Raw genomic sequence first — 15,961 nt, 5'->3', positions numbered from 1 at the left:
TCAGGCGATGGCGCCGCCGCCATCGACGAAGATCGTGCTGCCGGTCATGTAGGGGTTGGCCATCAGGGCGAGCGCCTGCGTCGCGATGTTCTCGGGTGTGCCGACGCGCCCCACGGGCAGGCGCTCGGCGGCGCCGTCGAACATCGCCTTGCGGCCATCGCCGTCGAGCGTGTCGTACATTTCGGTCTCGATCAGACCGGGCGAGATGCAGTTGACCCGGATCGGCGCAAGCTCGAGCGCAAGGCCGCGCGTCAGCCCCTCGATCCCGGCATTGATCGCGCCCTGGATCGCCGCGCCCGCCTTGGGACGGACCGACAGGAAACCCGAGACGAAGGTCAACGATCCGCCGGGGCTGACGCTGGCGGCGCGCGCCACGCGGTAGGCGCCCCAGAATTTCGAGTCGAAGGAGCCGAAGGCGTCTTCGAGCGGCAGCGACCGAACCGCGTCGACCCGGGCGCTCGCCGCCGAGCAGAAGATGTGGTCGAAGCCGTGCCCGGCGAAGAAGCCTTCGAGCATCGCGGCGTCGCCGGTGTCGAGCTCGACGCCCTCGGTCCCGAGCCTGGTGGACGCGTTCGCGACCTTCTCGGCCGAACGCGAGGCGACGGTGACATGCGCGCCAGCCTCCTGCGCCGCCTTGGCGACGCCGAAGCCGATGCCCGAGGTGCCGCCGATGACAAGGACGGATGTGTTCTGCAAGGTCATCTCAGTCCTCCGGGATCCAGCGCGTGGCACTGGCGTCGTTGAAATAGGTCATCGGGGCGGGCAGCTGCTGGATCTCGATCAGCAGGCCCCACGGCGTGCGCCCGAAGATGCCGCGATTGCCCGGCCCGTCCTCGGGCGCGGCAAGATCGTAGGGGCCCTCGAGCAGCGTTCCGCCGCCCCCGGCGAAGGCCGCGATCGAGGCGTCGATGTCGGTCACGTTGACGCTGAAATGGCTGATGCCGAAGTCCGAGATGTTGGTCTCTGGCGTACCGCCGGGCCGGTCGATCTCGAAGATCTCGACGTTCGGGCCATTCCGCAGGCGCAGCACGGTGACCTTCCTCATCGCGGTGCCGGCCCGCAGGCCGTTCTTCGGGCCGATCTCATCGGCGGGGAAGGGGCCGCCATTGGTCTTGGTCTGCGAGAACATCTCCTCGGCGCCGAAAGCCGCCTTGAAGAACGCGATGGCGGCGTCGTGGTCCGGCACGGTGATGCCGATATGCTCGATCCCTCGGATGGCGGTCATGGAATTGCCTTTCGGTTTCAAAGCTTACGACACCGCCTCGCAGACGCGGCTGCGACCGTCGTGGCGCGGGGTGAGCCTTCTGATTGCTGTTGCCATAGAAGTAGCTTTCGCCGAGCGATTGAAATGGCTAGGAATCCGCAGAAACCTTTCGAATGGATCGAATAATGGATGCCATCCGGACCATGCGGCTATTCGGGGCCATCGCGGCGAGCGGCAACCTGTCGGCGGTGGCCAGGGATTGGGGCGTGTCGCCCTCCACCGTGACCTATGGTCTGAAGGCGCTCGAGGAGCAGCTCGGCGTCCAGCTCGTGGTGCGCACCACGCGCAAGCTCTCGCTCACCCCGGAGGGCAAGCGCTTTCTCGAGCGCAGCCAGCGCATTCTGGCGGATGTGGACGAGGTGATGAGCGGCTTCGCCGAGGCCGGGCCGCTGACCGGCAACATCCGCATGACCACCACCAACGATCTCGGCCGGCAGCGCATCGCGCCGCTGGTCGATGCCTTCATGCGCCGGCATCCCGGTCTGACGGTGGAAATGTTCTTTGCCGACACGCTGGTGGATCTGGTCGAGGGCGGCTTTGATCTGGCGATCCGCACCGGGCCGCTGCAGGATTCCGACATGAAGGCGCGGCTGCTGCTGCGCGGGGAAAAGAGCGTCTGCGCCTCACCGGAGTACTGGCGCAGACACGGCAAGCCCGAACATCCGCGCGAGTTGGCCGCTCACACCTGCCTGCTGCTGGCGGCGCCGGGGATGCGGCATGATTTCTGGCTGTTCCGCGAAGCAGGCGACCGCTTCCGCGTCCGGGTGAGCGGCGACCGGCAGGTCAACGACGGCGAGGCGCTGCGGCAATGGGCGATCGCTGGCGCGGGCGTGGTGCAGAAATCGAGCTTCGACATCGCCGAGGATCTGGCGCAGGGGCGTCTGGAGACGGCGCTCGAGGCATTCACAGCCCAACCCACCAATCTCTACGCGGTGACCCCGCCGCGCGATTACGAGTCGCGGCGGGTGCGGGGCTTCATCGACTTCCTGACCACGGAACTGGCCCGGCAGACAGCCTGACAGGCACCCGCTTCAGACATTCTCCGAGGTGTGGATCTCGATCGGGATGTTGACCCGCTGGGCGCCGGCATCGGGCCCGGCCTTCTTGGCCTTGACCATGGTCTCGATGATCTCGCGGGCGAAGTGCTGCAGCGGATAGGACAGGGTCATGGTCAGGGTGCCGTCGATCAGCCCGGCGCGGGTGGCGTCGAAGAGCTCGTAGCCGACGCAGACGAAATCGCGGTCGAGCTTGCGGTCGCGCAGGGCCGCCAGCGCCCCGGTGATGCCGCCGCCAGAGACGAAGAGCCCGCACATGTCGGGATGCTCCTCGAAGAGCTGCTCGGTCATCTCGCGCGCCACGGCGGCGGATTCGAAAGTCGAGAGCGGCTCGAGCGGCACGAAGGGCAGATCCTGCTCGCGGAGATAGGAACGGAAGCCGCTCTCGTTGATCTCCTGGTTGCGGAAGCGGTGGTTGCCCAGCAGCACGCCGATCTTGCCCGGGTTGCGGCAGATGCGGTGGAACGCCCAGCCGGCGGTACGGCCCTTCTTCCAGTTGTCATGGCCGATATAGCCGACATTGCCGCGGGCGGAGAGCGGCCCGATCAATGCCGAGACCGGGGTGCCGCGGTCGAGCACCGAGGTGATCGCGTCCGAGATCATCGGATGCTCTGCCGCAACCAGCCCGAGCGACTCGGTTTGCTCGGCCAATGCCAGGATTCGTTTCGAGATATGGTCGGGCGAGAGATCGTCGAGATATTCCAGCTCGAGTGCAACGTTGGCGCCCTTGAAGTTCTCCGCGGCGCGCCTCAAAGCGCTTCCGAGGTCGCGGTAGAACACCCGGTTGCCCTGTTGCAGCAGGATCGCGAGCCGGTGGGTCTCGCGTGCACGCATGACCGAATTCTCGATGCTGCCGAGCCCGTAAAAGCCAATCCGCTCAGCGGCTTCCATGACGAGCTCGCGGGTGCTCTGCCGCACGGTCTCGGCATTGTTGATCACCCGGTTGACGGTCGAAACCGAGACGCCGGCTTCCTGCGCCAGATCCTTGATCGTGGGCCGCATCTTCCATCCTCCCCGTGTCTCATTTTGTTTCATTTTGGATGAATGATGAGACGTTTTGAAACGAAACAGAATGAGACACAATACGGATATTGATCCATCCTGTGTCAATGGGGCATCTCGTTATGACCGGGATGCATAGCCGCTTCCCGCAAATCGACTAAGTTGGGAGGCTGTGTCGAATGCTCCGAGACCCGGATCAAGACCGCCGCGCCGCCGAGGAGCGGTTGCGCGACAAGGCACCAAGCGCCCCCCGCACCCCGATCACCGCCGGGCGCTAGCGCCCGGCACGCGGCAGCTGCCGCTTCACGACGACGTCCGCAAAGGGCTCTGCACGCGGTGCAGAATTGGAGATGCGGGCTCGACAGCCGCCAGAGGCGGATCACGACCCAAGGGAGGACACCCGAATGAACCTGACCAAGACCCTCAAGGCCACCGTTGCCGCCGCCGCGCTTGCGATGACCGCCCTGCCGGCATCCGCCGCCAACATCGCGGTGATCGCGGGCTCCATCGAAGACGGCTTCTTCAACCTGATCAAGAAGGGCGTCGACGACGCCACGCTGATGGTCGAGGCCAATGGCGGCTCGGTGAACTACCTGCGCACGCCGAACTACGACAACTTCGGCCCCGATCTGGTGAACCTGATCAACCAGGCCGTGGCGCAGGGCGTCGACGGCATCGCGATCCCGGTCTGGGTCCCCGAGGCGCAGGTTCCGGCGCTGCAGGCCGCCGCCGAGAAGGGCATCACCATCATGATGTACAACTCGGGCCAGGACGTGAAGGACGATGTCCAGGGCGTGAACTACTTCGGCTCCGACGAGTTCGTCGCCGGCAAGGCGGGCGGTGCCTACATGGCCGAGCAGGGCGCCAAGAAGATCCTCTGCCACATCCACACCCCCGGCGCGGTCAACCACGAGAGCCGCTGCGCCGGCGTTCAGGAAGGCGGCACCGAGGGCGGCGCCGAGGTGATCATCCTCCGCACCCCGGCCAACCTCGATGGCGACATCACCGGCACCGCCGAGTCGATCAAGTCCGAGCTGGTGGCCGACGAGACCATCGACGCGGTGATCTCGCTGGCCGCATGGTCGGCCGACGCCTCCACCAACGCGGTGGCGCAGATCGGCGCCGGTGACCGCGTGATGGTCGGCTCGTTCGACCTCAGCGAGTCGGCGCTCAGCCGCATCCAGGCCGGCAGCCAGAAGATGGCGATCGACCAGCAGCCCTACCTGCAGGGCTTCCTCGCCACCTCGATGCTCGCCGCGCATCTCGATTTCGGCACCGAACTGGCCACCGACCCGGTCCTGACCGGCCCGGCCATCGTCGATGCCTCGAACATCGAGTCCGCGCTGGCCGGTGTCTCAAAGGGCGCCCGCTAAGCCGCAGCAATCGTGGTCCCGGGCACCAGCGCCCGGGGCCTCCGGCTCCCTGACCGCGCCGTTGAAACGCTGTCGCAGGCCCGGATCCCACATTTGCCGAGAGAGAACAGTATGACCATGGAAAGCACATCACAAACCTCGCAGCCGGCGCGGCCCTCGACCAGCCAGGCGTTCTCGCTCGGAGCCCTGTTCCGGCGTCCCGAAGTCGGTGCCTTCATGGGCATGGTGCTGGTCTTCGTCTTCTTCGCCTATTTCGGCTATGACCGGAACTTCCTGTCGCCCTTCGGCACCTCGTCCTGGGTCAACATGGCCTCGACCATCGGCATCATCGCGATCCCCGTGGGCTTCCTGATGATCGCCGGCGAACTCGACATCTCGATCGGCGCCATGGTGCCGGCGGCCAAGATGTCGATGGCGGTGGCCTGCGGCTACTACGGCCTGCCCTTCGTTGTCGGCCTGCTGATCACCTTCGGCATCGCCTTCGTGGTCGGCTGGATCAACGGCATGCTGGTCACCCGCACCAAGGTGCCCTCGCTGATCGTCACCCTCGCCACGCTGTTTGCGGTCTCCGGCCTGACGCTGTTCCTGTCGCTGCTGCTGACCGACACCACGAGCCAGGCGCTGACCTCGCCGGGCTGGGCCAAGTCGCTCTTCGGCGACTACCATTTCTGGGGCTTCCAGTCCTCGGTGTTCTGGTGGATCGCCATCGCCGCCGTGCTCTACTACGTGCTGCACCTGTCGCCCTGGGGCAACTGGATCCTCGCCCTCGGCGGCGACAAGGAAAGCGCCCGCAACGCCGGCATCCCGATCGACCGCCTGAAGATCTCGCTCTTCATCCTGACCGCGATGGCCGCCGCCCTCTCCGGTGTCTGCGAAACCGTGCTGTCGAACTCGGCCACAACCACCACCAACTTCGCGCTGATCTTCAACTGCATCATCGCCGTGGTCGTGGGCGGGGTGCTGCTGACCGGGGGCTTCGGCACCGTGGCCGGCGTCTTCTTCGGCACCGCCACGCTCGCCATCGTCCAGCAGGGCATCGGCTACACGCCCTTCGACCGCAACCTCAGCTCGCTCATCATCGGCGTGATGCTCCTCATCGCGGTCCTGATGAACGACACCTTCCGCAACATGGCGACCTCGATGTCCGCCTCGAAAAAGGGGAAGTGAGCCATGACCGCACCCGTTCTTGAAATGCGCAATGTCGACAAGAGCTTCGGCCCGATCGACGTCCTCCACGAGATCTCCCTCAAGGTCAACGCAGGCGAAGTACTCTGCCTCTTGGGCGACAACGGCGCCGGCAAGTCCACCCTGATCAAGACCCTCTCGGGCGTTCACAAGCCCACCCGCGGCGAGATGCTGATGGACGGAGAGCCCGTCAGCTTCTCAAACCCCAAGCAGGCGCAGGAGCTCGGCATCGCGACGGTGCACCAGTTCGGCGGCACCTACCCGCTGATGTCGGTCGGCCGGAACTTCTTCGTCGGTGCGGAGCCCACCAAGGGCTTCGGTCCCTTCAAGGTGTTTGATCGCCAAAAGGCCAACGCCATCGCGGTGGAGGCGGTGCAGAACTTCGGCATCACCCGGATCACCGATGGCGACCGGCTTGTCGGCGGCCTCTCCGGCGGTGAGCGCCAGTCCCTCGCGATTGCCCGCGCGGTGCATTTCGGCGCCCGTGTCCTGATCCTCGACGAGCCCACCGCGGCGCTCGGGGTGAAGCAGGCGGCCCACGTTCTGCGCATCGTCAACGAGGCCAAGCGGCGTGGGCTGGCGGTGATCTTCATCACCCACCAGGTGATGCACGCGATGGCCGTGGGCGACCACTTCGCGGTGCTGATCCGCGGTGCCATCGCCGCCGATTTCCGCAAGGGCGAAAAGACCCGCGAAGAGATCGCCGACCTGATGGCGGGCGGGGAATCCATGGCCGATCTCGAGGCCTCGATCGAGGGCTACATGGAAACCCATGACGGCCATCCCCCGGCGCCGGCGCACTGACCATGACCCTTTGAAACGGTGACTGCACTCCCTCCCTGACTGCATCACCTCCTCGGTGGCCCGGCACTGTCTCCTCCCGCCGGGCCACCGCCCCAACACCCAAACCCCCACGGAACGAGATCATGACCCTCAGGATCGGATGCGTCGGCTACGGAACCGGCGGACGCCACTTCCATACCCCGTTCATCGCCGCCGCCGAAGACTGCGCGCTGACCGGGATCGTCGCCCGCGCCGAGGGGACCGTGGCTGCCGCCAAGGCCGACTGGCCCGGCGTGCCGGTGTTCTCGAGCCTGACGGCGATGATCGAGGCCGGCGCCTGCGACGCGGTCACCATCACCACGCCGCCGCAGACCCGCCGCGCGCTGGTGCTCGAGGCCATCGAGGCCGGGCTGCACGTGATCGCCGACAAGCCTTTCGCGCCGTCGGAAGAGGCGGCGCTCGATCTCGACAAGGCCGCGAAGGCCAGGGGGATCACCCTCGGCGTCTACCAGAACCGCCGCTTCGACGCCGACCTCCAGACGCTGGCCAAGGTGCTGCGCGAGGGCGCTCTTGGAGAGATCTGGCGCATTCACAGCCGCATGGATTTCGACGATCCCGCGACGCTCGAGGCCGGCCCCACCGGCGGCCTGCTGCGTGACCTCGGCAGCCACCTCGTCGACCAGATGATCTACCTGCTCGGTCCGGTCGCCGCGGTGGATGCGCAGATGGACCACCTCGATCTGCCCGAGGGCCGCACCGATGCCAGCTTCACGGTGACGCTGCGCCACGCGGGCGGCGCGCATTCCCACATCAACGCCAGCAAGTGCAACTTCCTGCACCTGCGCGAGCTCCGTGCCTACGGCTCGGGCGGCAGCTTCACCTCGCAGGCGATGGACGTGCAGGCGCAGCAGCTCTTTGCCGGGCTGCGCCCCGCCGACGATCCCGCGGCCTGGGGCTATGAGCCCGAGGAAAACTGGCCCGTCCTGCGCACCGCCGAGGGCGAGCGCCGGCTGCCCTCCGAGCAGGGCCGCTACCACGATTACTACACCGCCTTCGCCCGCGCGGTACGCGAAGGCACGCCGCCGCCCGTCACCGCCGAGGCCGCCTCGCGCACCATCGCGGTGCTCGACGCGGCGCGGCTCAGCGCAGACACCGGGCGCTCCGTCGCCCTCATTTGACCACCCCGCGCGCCCTGAGGAGGGGCGCCGACCATCAAGACCTTTGGGAGGACCCTATGAAGATCGCACTCGACCCCTTCATGCACCGCCACCTGAGCCTCGAAGAGCTTCCGTCGAAGGTTGCCGAACTGGGCTACGAGCATATCGAACTGAGCCCGCGCGCGGATTTCCTCGAGTGGTTCAAGGCGCCGCGCGTGTTCCCGGACCGCATCAAGAGCTTCAAGAAGGCGTTGTCGGATTCCGGCGTCGAGATCGCCACGCTGCTGCCGATGTATCGCTGGGCCTCGAATGACGAAGACGAGCGCAAGGCCGCCGTGCGCCACTGGAAGCGCGCCATCGAGATCGCCGTCGAGCTTGGCGTCGACACCATGAACTCGGAATTCGGCCGTGGCCCGCATCCAGACAAGGGCACCTGCTACTGCTGCCACACCGGCTCGATGATCGAGGCCTGCGAGGACGCGTGGTGGCGCTCGATGGAGGAGCTGGTGCCGGTGTTCGAGCGCGAGGGCATCAACCTGCACATCGAGCCGCACCCGGAGGATTGGGTCGAGACCCTGCAGCCGTCGGTCGACCTCATCCGCACCGTCAACAGCCCGCGCGTCAAGTTCCTCTACTGCACGCCGCACACCTTCTATTTCGGTGACGACACCGTCGCGATGCTGCGCGAATGCGCCGACGTGCTCGCGCATGTCCACATCGCCGACACCTTCAACCACAAGGCCAGCTCTGGCCTGCGCTACATCCTCAACCCGCCGGGCACCAACGCCCGGGTGCACCAGCACCTCAACATCGGGCAGGGCGAGGTGCCGTGGGACGATTTCTACCGCACCCTCGCCGAGATCGGCTTCGACGGCATCATGACTGCCTGCGTCTTTGCCTGGGAAGAAAAGGCCGACGAGAGCGGCAAGTTCATGCGCGCCGAGATGCAGCGTCTCGTCGACAAGTACGGAGTTGGAAAATGAGCCTCAGGGTCGGAGTCATCGGGACCGGGATGATCGGTCAGGACCACATTCGCCGGCTGACCAAGGTGTTGTCGGGTGTCACCGTGACCGGGGTCACGGATATCGACCCGGAACGTGCCGCCTCGGCCGCGCCCGAGGGCTGCCAGGTGTTCGAGACGCCGCAGGCGCTGATCACCTCCGAGACCGTCGATGCGGTGGTGATCTGCTCGTGGGGGCCTGCCCACGAGGAACAGCTGCTGGCCTGCATCCACGCCGGCAAGCCGGTGTTCTGCGAGAAGCCGCTGGTCACCTCGGCCGAGTCCGCGCTGCGGGTGATGGATGCCGAGGTCGCCTTCGGCCGCCGCCTCGTGCAGGTGGGGTTCATGCGCCGCTTCGACGCCGATTACCGCCGCCTCAAGGCGGTGATCGACGGTGGCACGCTGGGCCTGCCGCTGATGTACAAGTCGGTGCACCGCAATGCCTCCGTGCCGGTCGGGCTCTACACCTCCGAGATGCCCCTCAACGACACGCTGGTCCATGACGCCGACATCTCGCGCTGGCTGCTCTCCGACGAGATCGCCGGGGTCGAGGTGCGGCTGCCGCGCCGGTCGCGCCAGGGCGGCGATCTGCGCGACCCGCATATCGTGCTGCTGCACATGGCGGGCGGGGCGATCGTCGATGTCGAGATCTCGGTCAACGTCTCCTACGGCTACGACATCCGTGGCGAGGCCTCTTGCGAGAAGGGCATCGCGGCGCTGCCGAACCGCCCCGCCACAGTGATCAGCGATGCCCATGGCATCCGTCAGGCGATCCCCGAGGACTGGCGCGAGCGCTTCATCGAGGCCTACGACCAGGAATTCCGCGAGTGGATCGTGGCCGCGGGGCAGGGCACTGCCACCGGCCCCTCCACCTGGGACGGCTACGCCGCGACGCTGGTCGCCGACGCCGCCCTGCGCGCCGTCGAGAGCGGCCAGCGCGAAGCCATCACCATGCGCGACAAGCCGGCGCTCTACGCGCAGCCCGTGTCGCAGGCCGCCTGAGAAAGGGTCGGAACATGAAACTGTCCATCTGCACCGACGTGATGGGGGATCTCTCCTTCACCGACATGCTCGACAAATGCGTGGCGCTTGGCGTCGAGGGCATCGAGATGACCGGCGGCGGCTGGTCCCCGGCGCCGCATTTCCGCGCAGAGACCCTGCTGGCCGATCGGGGCGAGCTGAAGACGCGCCTGAAGGAGATCGAGGCCCGCGGCCTCGAGATCGCCGCGCTCAACTGCTCGGCCAATCCGCTCGACCCGGGCGCCATGGGCAAGCGGCACATGAAAGAGATGCAGGACACCATCCGCCTTGCCGGCGAGATCGGGGTCAAGAAGATCGTCACCATGTCGGGCCTGCCCGAGGCGGCCCCCGGCGACATGGTGCCGAACTGGCTGGTCTACACCAAGTCCTGGCCTGACGAGATGCCGGAGCGCGACCGCTACCAGTGGCAGAACCGCGCCTTCCCGCTGTGGCACGATCTGGTCAAGCTCGCCACCGAGGTCGGGGTGGAAAAATACGCCCTCGAGAACTTCTCCGCCATGCTGGTCTGGAACCCCGAGACGCTGTTCCGGCTGCGCGACGAGGTCGGCCCTATGGTCGGCATGAATCTCGACCCCAGCCACCTGTTCTGGAAAGGCGCCTGCCCGATCGCGGTGGCGCGCGCGCTCGGGCCGGCGATCCACCACGTGCACGGCAAGGACACCCGCATCGAGCGCGGTCTCTGTGACGTCAACGGCCTGCTCGAGATGAAGGAGGTGACCGATGTCGCCAACCGCGCGTGGAACTACGTCGCCGTCGGCGCGGGCCACGACCTGCAATGGTGGAAGGAGTTCTTCTCCGTGGTCGGAATGATGGGCTACGACGGCTGGGTGAGCCTCGAGATGGAGGATTTCACCATGTCGACCAATGCCGGCATCCAGTCCTCGATCGACGCGCTTCAGGCCACGATCATCCGCTGACGGGCAGGCCGGAAGGGACGACATGTACAAGTTCATCATCACCATCGACTGCCAGCCCGGCACCCGCGAGACCATCCTTTCGCGGGCGCCCGAGGCGCAGCGCGCCACCCGCGCCGAGCCGGGCTGCATCGCCTATGACTTTTACACCTGCACCGACGATCCCGACCGCCTGGTCTTTGTCGAGAGCTGGGCCGACGAGGCGGCCCACGCCTTTCACATGGAGCAGGCCCACACCCGCGACTTCATCGCCTTTCACGAACGATTCCACCGCAGCCTGACCTTCGAGACGATCAACGTCGCGGGCTGAGAGCATTTCCGCCACCCAAGGCCTGGGCGGCACCCGAAGAGAGGGGGAGACCATGAACAAGAGACTGGACGTCATCACCATCGGCCGCGCGGGGGTGGACCTTTACGGCGCGCAGATCGGCGGGCGGCTCGAGGATATGGGCTCGTTCGACAAGTATATCGGTGGCTCGCCCACCAATATGGCCTGCGGCACCGCGCGGCTCGGGATGCGCTCGGCGCTGATCTCCCGCGTGGGCGACGAGCACATGGGGCGCTTCATCCGCGAGGAGCTGGTGCGCCACGGTGTCGAGGTCGCCGGCGTGAAGACCGACCCCGACCGGTTGAGCGCGCTGGTGATCCTCGGCATCCGGGATCAGGAGCAGTTTCCTCTGATCTTCTACCGCGAGAACTGCGCCGACATGGCGCTCTGCGAGGAGGATGTCGACGAAGAGTTCGTGGCCTCGGCCCGCGCGGTGGTCGCCACCGGCACCCATCTCGCCCACGCCACCCCGCGTGCGGCGGTGCTGAAGGCGCTCGAGCTGGCGAAGAAACATGGCGGCCAGACCGCGCTCGACATCGACTACCGCCCCAACCTCTGGGGCGTGGCGGGCCATGGCGACGGCGAGAGCCGCTTCGTCGAGAGCGCGCAGGTGACCGAGAGCCTGCAGGAGGTGCTGCACCATTTCGACCTGATCGTCGGCACCGAGGAAGAGTTCCATATCGCCGGCGGCTCGACGGACACGATCGCGGCGCTGCGCGCGGTGCGCGCCGTCTCGAGCGCGACGCTGGTCTGCAAGCGCGGGCCGATGGGGGCGGTGGCCTTCGAGGGCGCGATCCCCGACAGCCTCGACGACGGCCAGACCGGCCCGGGCTTCCCCATCGAGGTGTTCAACGTGCTGGGCGCCGGCGACGGCTTCATGTCCGGCCTGCTCAAGGGCTGGCTCGACGGCGAAAGCTGGCCGGTGGCGCTGAAATATGCCAATGCCTGCGGCGCCTTCGCGGTCTCGCGCCATGGCTGCACCCCGGCCTATCCGAGCTGGGAGGAGCTGCAGTTCTTCTTCGAGCGCGGCATCGTTCGCCCCGACCTGCGCAACGATGGCGAGCTCGAGCAGGTGCACTGGGCCACCAACCGCCACGGCGACTGGTCGACGGTTCGGACCTTCGCTTTCGACCACCGCATGCAACTCGAGGAGATGGAGGGCTACACGCTCGAGAAAGGCGGCGCGTTCAAGGAGCTCTGCCTGCAGGCGGCGCTCAGGGTGCAGGACGGGCAGGGCGGCTACGGCATCCTCTGCGACAACAGGATCGGACGGTCTGCGCTGCACGCGGCCAGCGGCTCCGGGCTCTGGATCGGGCGGCCCACCGAGCTTCCGGGCTCGCGCCCGATCCGGTTCGAGCCCGAGCTTGGCGAGGATCTCGGCCAGTTCCGCGAATGGGCGCGGGAGAACGTGGTGAAGCTCCTGGTCTTCTGCCACCCCGACGACGACGCGGCGACTCGCGAATTGCAGGAAGAGCGCGTCAAGCGGCTGTTCACCGCGGCGCGGCGCCACGGGCTGGAATTTCTGCTCGAGGTGATCCCGTCGAAGGTCAGCCCGGTGGATGACGACACCACCGCCCTGCTGATCCAGCAGTTCTACGACGCAGGGGTGTACCCCGACTGGTGGAAGCTCGAGCCGTTCCGCAGCGAGGCGGCCTGGCAGAAGGCGGTGGCGGCCATCGAGCGCAACGATCCGCGCACCCGCGGCATCGTGGTGCTGGGCCTCGATGCGCCGGAAGCCGAGCTGGCGGAGAGCTTCACGCTCGCCGCAAAGCAGCCGCTGGTCAAGGGCTTCGCCGTGGGGCGGACGATCTTCGGCGATGCCGCACGGGCCTGGATGCGCGGCGCGATGAGCGACGCCGACGCCGTGGCGGAGATGGCCGCGCGGTTCGAGCGGCTCTGCGGCATCTGGGACGCGGCGCGCGAGGGAGCCCGGCTCAATGCGGCTTGAGACGGGGCAGTGGGGGCGCTGCCCCCGCCCGCGCAAGCGCGGACTCCCCCGGAGTATTTGGAACGTAAAGAAGGGCAGGGCGCCCTTGGGAGGATGTGCGAGATGAGCACGATCAGGCTGACGGCGGCGCAGGCCATGGTGAAATGGCTGAGCGTGCAGATGACCCCTGAGGGGGAGCGCTACATCGACGGCATGTGGGCGATCTTCGGCCATGGCAACGTGGCCGGCATCGGCGAGGCGCTGCACGCTTACCGCGATGTTTTCCCGACATGGCGCGGGCAGAACGAGCAGACCATGGCGCATGCGGCCATCGCCTATGCCAAGGCATCGAGGCGCACCCGCGCCATGGCGGTGACCTCGTCGATCGGGCCGGGCTCGACCAACGTGGTGACGGCGGCGGCGCTGGCGCATGTGAACCGGCTGCCGCTGTTGATCGTTGCCGGCGACGTGTTTGCCACGCGGCGGCCCGACCCGGTGCTGCAGCAGGTCGAGGATTTCGACGACGGCACGGTCTCGGCCAATGACTGCTTCCGCCCGGTGTCGCGCTATTTCGACCGCATCACCCGGCCCGAGCACCTGCTCACCGCGCTGCCGCGCGCGCTGCGCACCATGACCGACCCGGCCAATTGCGGCCCCGCCACGCTGGCCTTCTGCCAGGACGTCCAATGCGAGGCCTATGACTACCCGGAAGAATTCTTCGAGCCGCGCGTCTGGCACACCCGCCGCCCGCGCCCCGATCTCGACGAGCTCGAGAGGGTGGCACAGATGCTGCGCGAAGCGAAGCGCCCGGTGATCATCTCCGGCGGCGGCACGCTCTATTCGCAGGCCGAGGAGGCTCTTGCGCGCTTCGCCAGCACCCACCGCATCCCGGTGGCGGAGACCCAGGCCGGCAAGTCGGGCCTGTCGCAGGATCATCCGATGAACTTCGGCGCTTCCGGCGTCGACGGCTCGGCGGCGGCCAATGCGGCGTCGCAGGCTGCCGACCTGGTGATCGGCGTGGGCACACGCTTCCAGGACTTCACCACCGGTTCGCGCACGCTGTTCGGCGAAGGCGCGAAGCTCGTCTCGATCAACATCCACGGCTACGATGCCGCCAAGCACGGTGCGGAGAGCCTTGTGGGCGACGCCAGGGTGACGCTCGAGGCGCTGTCGGAGCGGCTGGGCGACTACCGGGCCGAGGCTCCCGATGCCGGGGCCCGCGAGGACTGGCTGCGCGCGGTGGACGCCTATTGCGCCCGGCCCGAGGATCAGGCCGCCAAGCCCACCGACGGGCAGGTCATCGGCGCGGTGCAGCGCGCCACCGGCGCCGACGCCGTGGCGATGTGCGCGGCGGGCACCATGCCGGGGGCGCTGAAGCTGCTGTGGAAGCCGAGCCAGGGCGGCTATCACATGGAATACGGCTATTCCTGCATGGGTTACGAGGTTGCCGGCGCCATGGGGCTGAAGCTCGGCGCACCGGAGCGCGACGTGATCTGCTTCGTGGGCGACGGCTCCTACATGCTTGCCAACTCGGAGCTTGCGACGGCGGTGATGCGGCGCATTCCCTTCACCGTGGTGCTGACCGACAACCGCGGCTACGGCTGCATCAATCGGTTGCAAACCATGGGCTGCGGCGGCGAGCCGTTCAACAACATGTATGTCGACTGCAATGTCGAGGTTCAGCCCGAGATCGACTACGCCATGCACGCGGCCTCGATGGGGGCGCATGCCGTGAAGGTCTCGGGCACCGACCATCTTGAGGCGGAACTGAAGGCGGCGCGAAGCCGCGACATCCCCACCGTGCTGGTGATCGAGACCGTCGCCAAGGACTTCCCCGGGACCGGGCTCGAGACCACCGCGGGCGAGCATGGCTTCTTCTGGGACGTGGCCGTGCCGGAAGTGTCGGAGCGCGCGAAGCAGCGCGACCGCTTCGAGGAATATCTCGGCCAGATCGCCAAGGCCCGGCTGGTCAACTGAGCCGGTCAGACAGACGGAAAGGACAGGACATGAGCCACTTGCTTCACCGCCCCTTCGGCACCCATGGCGAGGTGCTGCGGATCACCCCGGAAAGCGCCGGCTGGCGCTATGTGGGCTTTGCGCTGCACCGCCTGCGGGCCGGCGATCGCATCGCCGACGTGACCGGCGCGCGCGAGGTCATCCTCGTGATGGTCGAGGGCAAGGCGAAGATATCCGGCGCGGGGCAGGACTGGGGCGAGCTCGGCGAGCGCATGAATGTCTTCGAGAAGACCCCGCCGCATTGCCTCTACCTGCCTGACGGCAGCGACTGGAGCGCCGAGGCCACCACCGACTGCACGATCGCGGTTTGCTCGGCGCCGGGCAAGGGCGGCCACGCGGCGCGGCGCATCGGCCCGGACGGGATCACGCTCACCCAGCGCGGCGAGGGCAGCAACACGCGCTTCATCAACAACATCGCGATGGAGAACGAGGATTACTGCGACAGCCTGCTTGTCACCGAGGTCTTCACCCCGGCGGGGAACTGGTCGAGCTACCCTTCTCATCGCCATGACGAAGACGATTTCCCGCGCATCACCTATCTCGAGGAGACCTACTATCACCGGCTCAACCCTTCCGACGGGTTCGGCATCCAGCGGGTCTATACCGACGATCTACAGCTCAACGAGACCATGGCGGTGCATGATCATGACGTGGTCTGCGTGCCGCGCGGCCACCATCCCTGCGGCGCGCCGCACGGGTTCGAGATGTACTACCTCAACGTGATGTCCGGCCCGCTGCGCAAATGGCGCTTCGTGGCGGCACCCGAGGTCGCGCACCTGATGTAGAGCGCCTTCGGGGCGCGAAACAACGCGCGGCGCCGGAGCTGGCGGGCACTGGAGGAACAAGGCCGGCAGCCCGCCAGCACTCAACATAACGCCTATTCTGCGTATCCAGTGAGGCGAAGGGTGGATTCACA

Annotated in this window: 15 protein-coding genes; 12 read left to right on the top strand and 3 right to left on the bottom strand. The window is 67.1% G+C overall.

Annotation, left to right across the window (positions count from 1 at the left end):
* Both KUV62_RS15230 and KUV62_RS15225 read right to left on the bottom strand, forming a co-directional pair.
* Positions 1 to 702: an SDR family oxidoreductase gene (locus KUV62_RS15230; protein ID WP_222604573.1), complete on the bottom strand. Its 702-nt coding sequence runs from the start codon at positions 700 to 702 to the stop codon at positions 1 to 3.
* Position 703: 1 nt separating this feature from the next.
* A complete protein-coding gene (locus tag KUV62_RS15225; RefSeq protein ID WP_222604572.1) occupies positions 704 to 1,225 on the bottom strand; it encodes a VOC family protein in 522 nt (173 codons plus the stop codon).
* A 164-nt stretch (positions 1,226 to 1,389) separates the two neighbouring features.
* On the opposite strand from KUV62_RS15225, the gene KUV62_RS15220 reads away from it, so the two are divergent.
* On the top strand, positions 1,390 to 2,283 hold the full coding sequence (locus KUV62_RS15220; protein WP_222604571.1) for a LysR family transcriptional regulator: 894 nt from the start codon (positions 1,390 to 1,392) through the stop codon (positions 2,281 to 2,283).
* A gap of 12 nt (positions 2,284 to 2,295) precedes the next feature.
* Here KUV62_RS15220 and KUV62_RS15215 read toward each other — a convergent pair whose 3' ends face one another.
* On the bottom strand, positions 2,296 to 3,321 hold the full coding sequence (locus tag KUV62_RS15215; RefSeq protein WP_222604570.1) for a LacI family DNA-binding transcriptional regulator: 1,026 nt from the start codon (positions 3,319 to 3,321) through the stop codon (positions 2,296 to 2,298).
* A 404-nt stretch (positions 3,322 to 3,725) separates the two neighbouring features.
* On the opposite strand from KUV62_RS15215, the gene KUV62_RS15210 reads away from it, so the two are divergent.
* From KUV62_RS15210 to iolB, 11 genes are all read left to right on the top strand, one after another.
* Positions 3,726 to 4,694 carry a substrate-binding domain-containing protein gene (locus tag KUV62_RS15210; protein ID WP_222604569.1) on the top strand — a complete coding sequence of 323 codons (969 nt, stop codon included), beginning with the start codon at positions 3,726 to 3,728 and terminating at the stop codon, positions 4,692 to 4,694.
* A 111-nt stretch (positions 4,695 to 4,805) separates the two neighbouring features.
* Complete coding sequence (locus tag KUV62_RS15205; protein ID WP_261395683.1) at positions 4,806 to 5,861, top strand: ABC transporter permease; 1,056 nt, start codon at positions 4,806 to 4,808, stop codon at positions 5,859 to 5,861.
* A gap of 3 nt (positions 5,862 to 5,864) precedes the next feature.
* Positions 5,865 to 6,683: an ATP-binding cassette domain-containing protein gene (locus KUV62_RS15200; protein ID WP_222604568.1), complete on the top strand. Its 819-nt coding sequence runs from the start codon at positions 5,865 to 5,867 to the stop codon at positions 6,681 to 6,683.
* A gap of 122 nt (positions 6,684 to 6,805) precedes the next feature.
* Entirely contained in the window at positions 6,806 to 7,840 is a 1,035-nt protein-coding gene (locus tag KUV62_RS15195) for a Gfo/Idh/MocA family protein (RefSeq protein WP_222604567.1), read from the top strand.
* A 56-nt stretch (positions 7,841 to 7,896) separates the two neighbouring features.
* A complete protein-coding gene (locus KUV62_RS15190) occupies positions 7,897 to 8,802 on the top strand; it encodes a sugar phosphate isomerase/epimerase family protein (protein WP_222604566.1) in 906 nt (301 codons plus the stop codon).
* Positions 8,799 to 9,821 carry a Gfo/Idh/MocA family oxidoreductase gene (locus KUV62_RS15185; protein ID WP_222604565.1) on the top strand — a complete coding sequence of 341 codons (1,023 nt, stop codon included), beginning with the start codon at positions 8,799 to 8,801 and terminating at the stop codon, positions 9,819 to 9,821. Before KUV62_RS15190 ends, KUV62_RS15185 begins: the two co-directional genes overlap by 4 nt.
* 14 nt (positions 9,822 to 9,835) lie before the next feature.
* Positions 9,836 to 10,777 (top strand): sugar phosphate isomerase/epimerase family protein, encoded by a 942-nt coding sequence (locus KUV62_RS15180; RefSeq protein ID WP_222604564.1) that lies wholly within the window; start codon positions 9,836 to 9,838, stop codon positions 10,775 to 10,777.
* 22 nt (positions 10,778 to 10,799) lie between these two features.
* Entirely contained in the window at positions 10,800 to 11,084 is a 285-nt protein-coding gene (locus tag KUV62_RS15175) for a putative quinol monooxygenase (protein ID WP_222604563.1), read from the top strand.
* A 52-nt stretch (positions 11,085 to 11,136) separates the two neighbouring features.
* The gene (gene iolC, locus KUV62_RS15170; protein ID WP_222604562.1) at positions 11,137 to 13,050 is read left to right on the top strand and encodes a bifunctional 5-dehydro-2-deoxygluconokinase/5-dehydro-2-deoxyphosphogluconate aldolase; all 1,914 of its coding nucleotides are present in this window, start codon (positions 11,137 to 11,139) and stop codon (positions 13,048 to 13,050) included.
* Positions 13,051 to 13,152: 102 nt separating this feature from the next.
* Complete coding sequence (iolD, locus tag KUV62_RS15165) at positions 13,153 to 15,006, top strand: 3D-(3,5/4)-trihydroxycyclohexane-1,2-dione acylhydrolase (decyclizing) (protein WP_222604561.1); 1,854 nt, start codon at positions 13,153 to 13,155, stop codon at positions 15,004 to 15,006.
* A 29-nt stretch (positions 15,007 to 15,035) separates the two neighbouring features.
* The gene (iolB, locus tag KUV62_RS15160; protein ID WP_222604560.1) at positions 15,036 to 15,830 is read left to right on the top strand and encodes a 5-deoxy-glucuronate isomerase; all 795 of its coding nucleotides are present in this window, start codon (positions 15,036 to 15,038) and stop codon (positions 15,828 to 15,830) included.
* Positions 15,831 to 15,961: the final 131 nt, after the last annotated feature.

The sequence above is a fragment of the Salipiger bermudensis genome (assembly GCF_019801965.1).
Classification (GTDB): Bacteria; Pseudomonadota; Alphaproteobacteria; order Rhodobacterales; family Rhodobacteraceae; genus Salipiger; species Salipiger bermudensis_A.
The sequence above is the reverse complement of the archived record's forward strand: the minus strand, read 5'-3'. Positions and strand labels throughout refer to the sequence as shown.

What these genes read in the sequence shown, in the direction of transcription:
- KUV62_RS15215 (WP_222604570.1), bottom strand. Translation starts at nt 3,321, where the DNA reads ATGCGGCCCACGATCAAGGATCTGGCGCAGGAAGCCGGCGTCTCGGTT.
- iolC (WP_222604562.1), top strand. Translation starts at nt 11,137, where the DNA reads ATGAACAAGAGACTGGACGTCATCACCATCGGCCGCGCGGGGGTGGAC.
- KUV62_RS15210 (WP_222604569.1), top strand. Translation starts at nt 3,726, where the DNA reads ATGAACCTGACCAAGACCCTCAAGGCCACCGTTGCCGCCGCCGCGCTT.
- KUV62_RS15220 (WP_222604571.1), top strand. Translation starts at nt 1,390, where the DNA reads ATGGATGCCATCCGGACCATGCGGCTATTCGGGGCCATCGCGGCGAGC.
- KUV62_RS15185 (WP_222604565.1), top strand. Translation starts at nt 8,799, where the DNA reads ATGAGCCTCAGGGTCGGAGTCATCGGGACCGGGATGATCGGTCAGGAC.
- KUV62_RS15190 (WP_222604566.1), top strand. Translation starts at nt 7,897, where the DNA reads ATGAAGATCGCACTCGACCCCTTCATGCACCGCCACCTGAGCCTCGAA.
- KUV62_RS15200 (WP_222604568.1), top strand. Translation starts at nt 5,865, where the DNA reads ATGACCGCACCCGTTCTTGAAATGCGCAATGTCGACAAGAGCTTCGGC.
- KUV62_RS15205 (WP_261395683.1), top strand. Translation starts at nt 4,806, where the DNA reads ATGACCATGGAAAGCACATCACAAACCTCGCAGCCGGCGCGGCCCTCG.
- iolB (WP_222604560.1), top strand. Translation starts at nt 15,036, where the DNA reads ATGAGCCACTTGCTTCACCGCCCCTTCGGCACCCATGGCGAGGTGCTG.
- KUV62_RS15225 (WP_222604572.1), bottom strand. Translation starts at nt 1,225, where the DNA reads ATGACCGCCATCCGAGGGATCGAGCATATCGGCATCACCGTGCCGGAC.
- iolD (WP_222604561.1), top strand. Translation starts at nt 13,153, where the DNA reads ATGAGCACGATCAGGCTGACGGCGGCGCAGGCCATGGTGAAATGGCTG.
- KUV62_RS15230 (WP_222604573.1), bottom strand. Translation starts at nt 702, where the DNA reads ATGACCTTGCAGAACACATCCGTCCTTGTCATCGGCGGCACCTCGGGC.
- KUV62_RS15175 (WP_222604563.1), top strand. Translation starts at nt 10,800, where the DNA reads ATGTACAAGTTCATCATCACCATCGACTGCCAGCCCGGCACCCGCGAG.
- KUV62_RS15195 (WP_222604567.1), top strand. Translation starts at nt 6,806, where the DNA reads ATGACCCTCAGGATCGGATGCGTCGGCTACGGAACCGGCGGACGCCAC.
- KUV62_RS15180 (WP_222604564.1), top strand. Translation starts at nt 9,836, where the DNA reads ATGAAACTGTCCATCTGCACCGACGTGATGGGGGATCTCTCCTTCACC.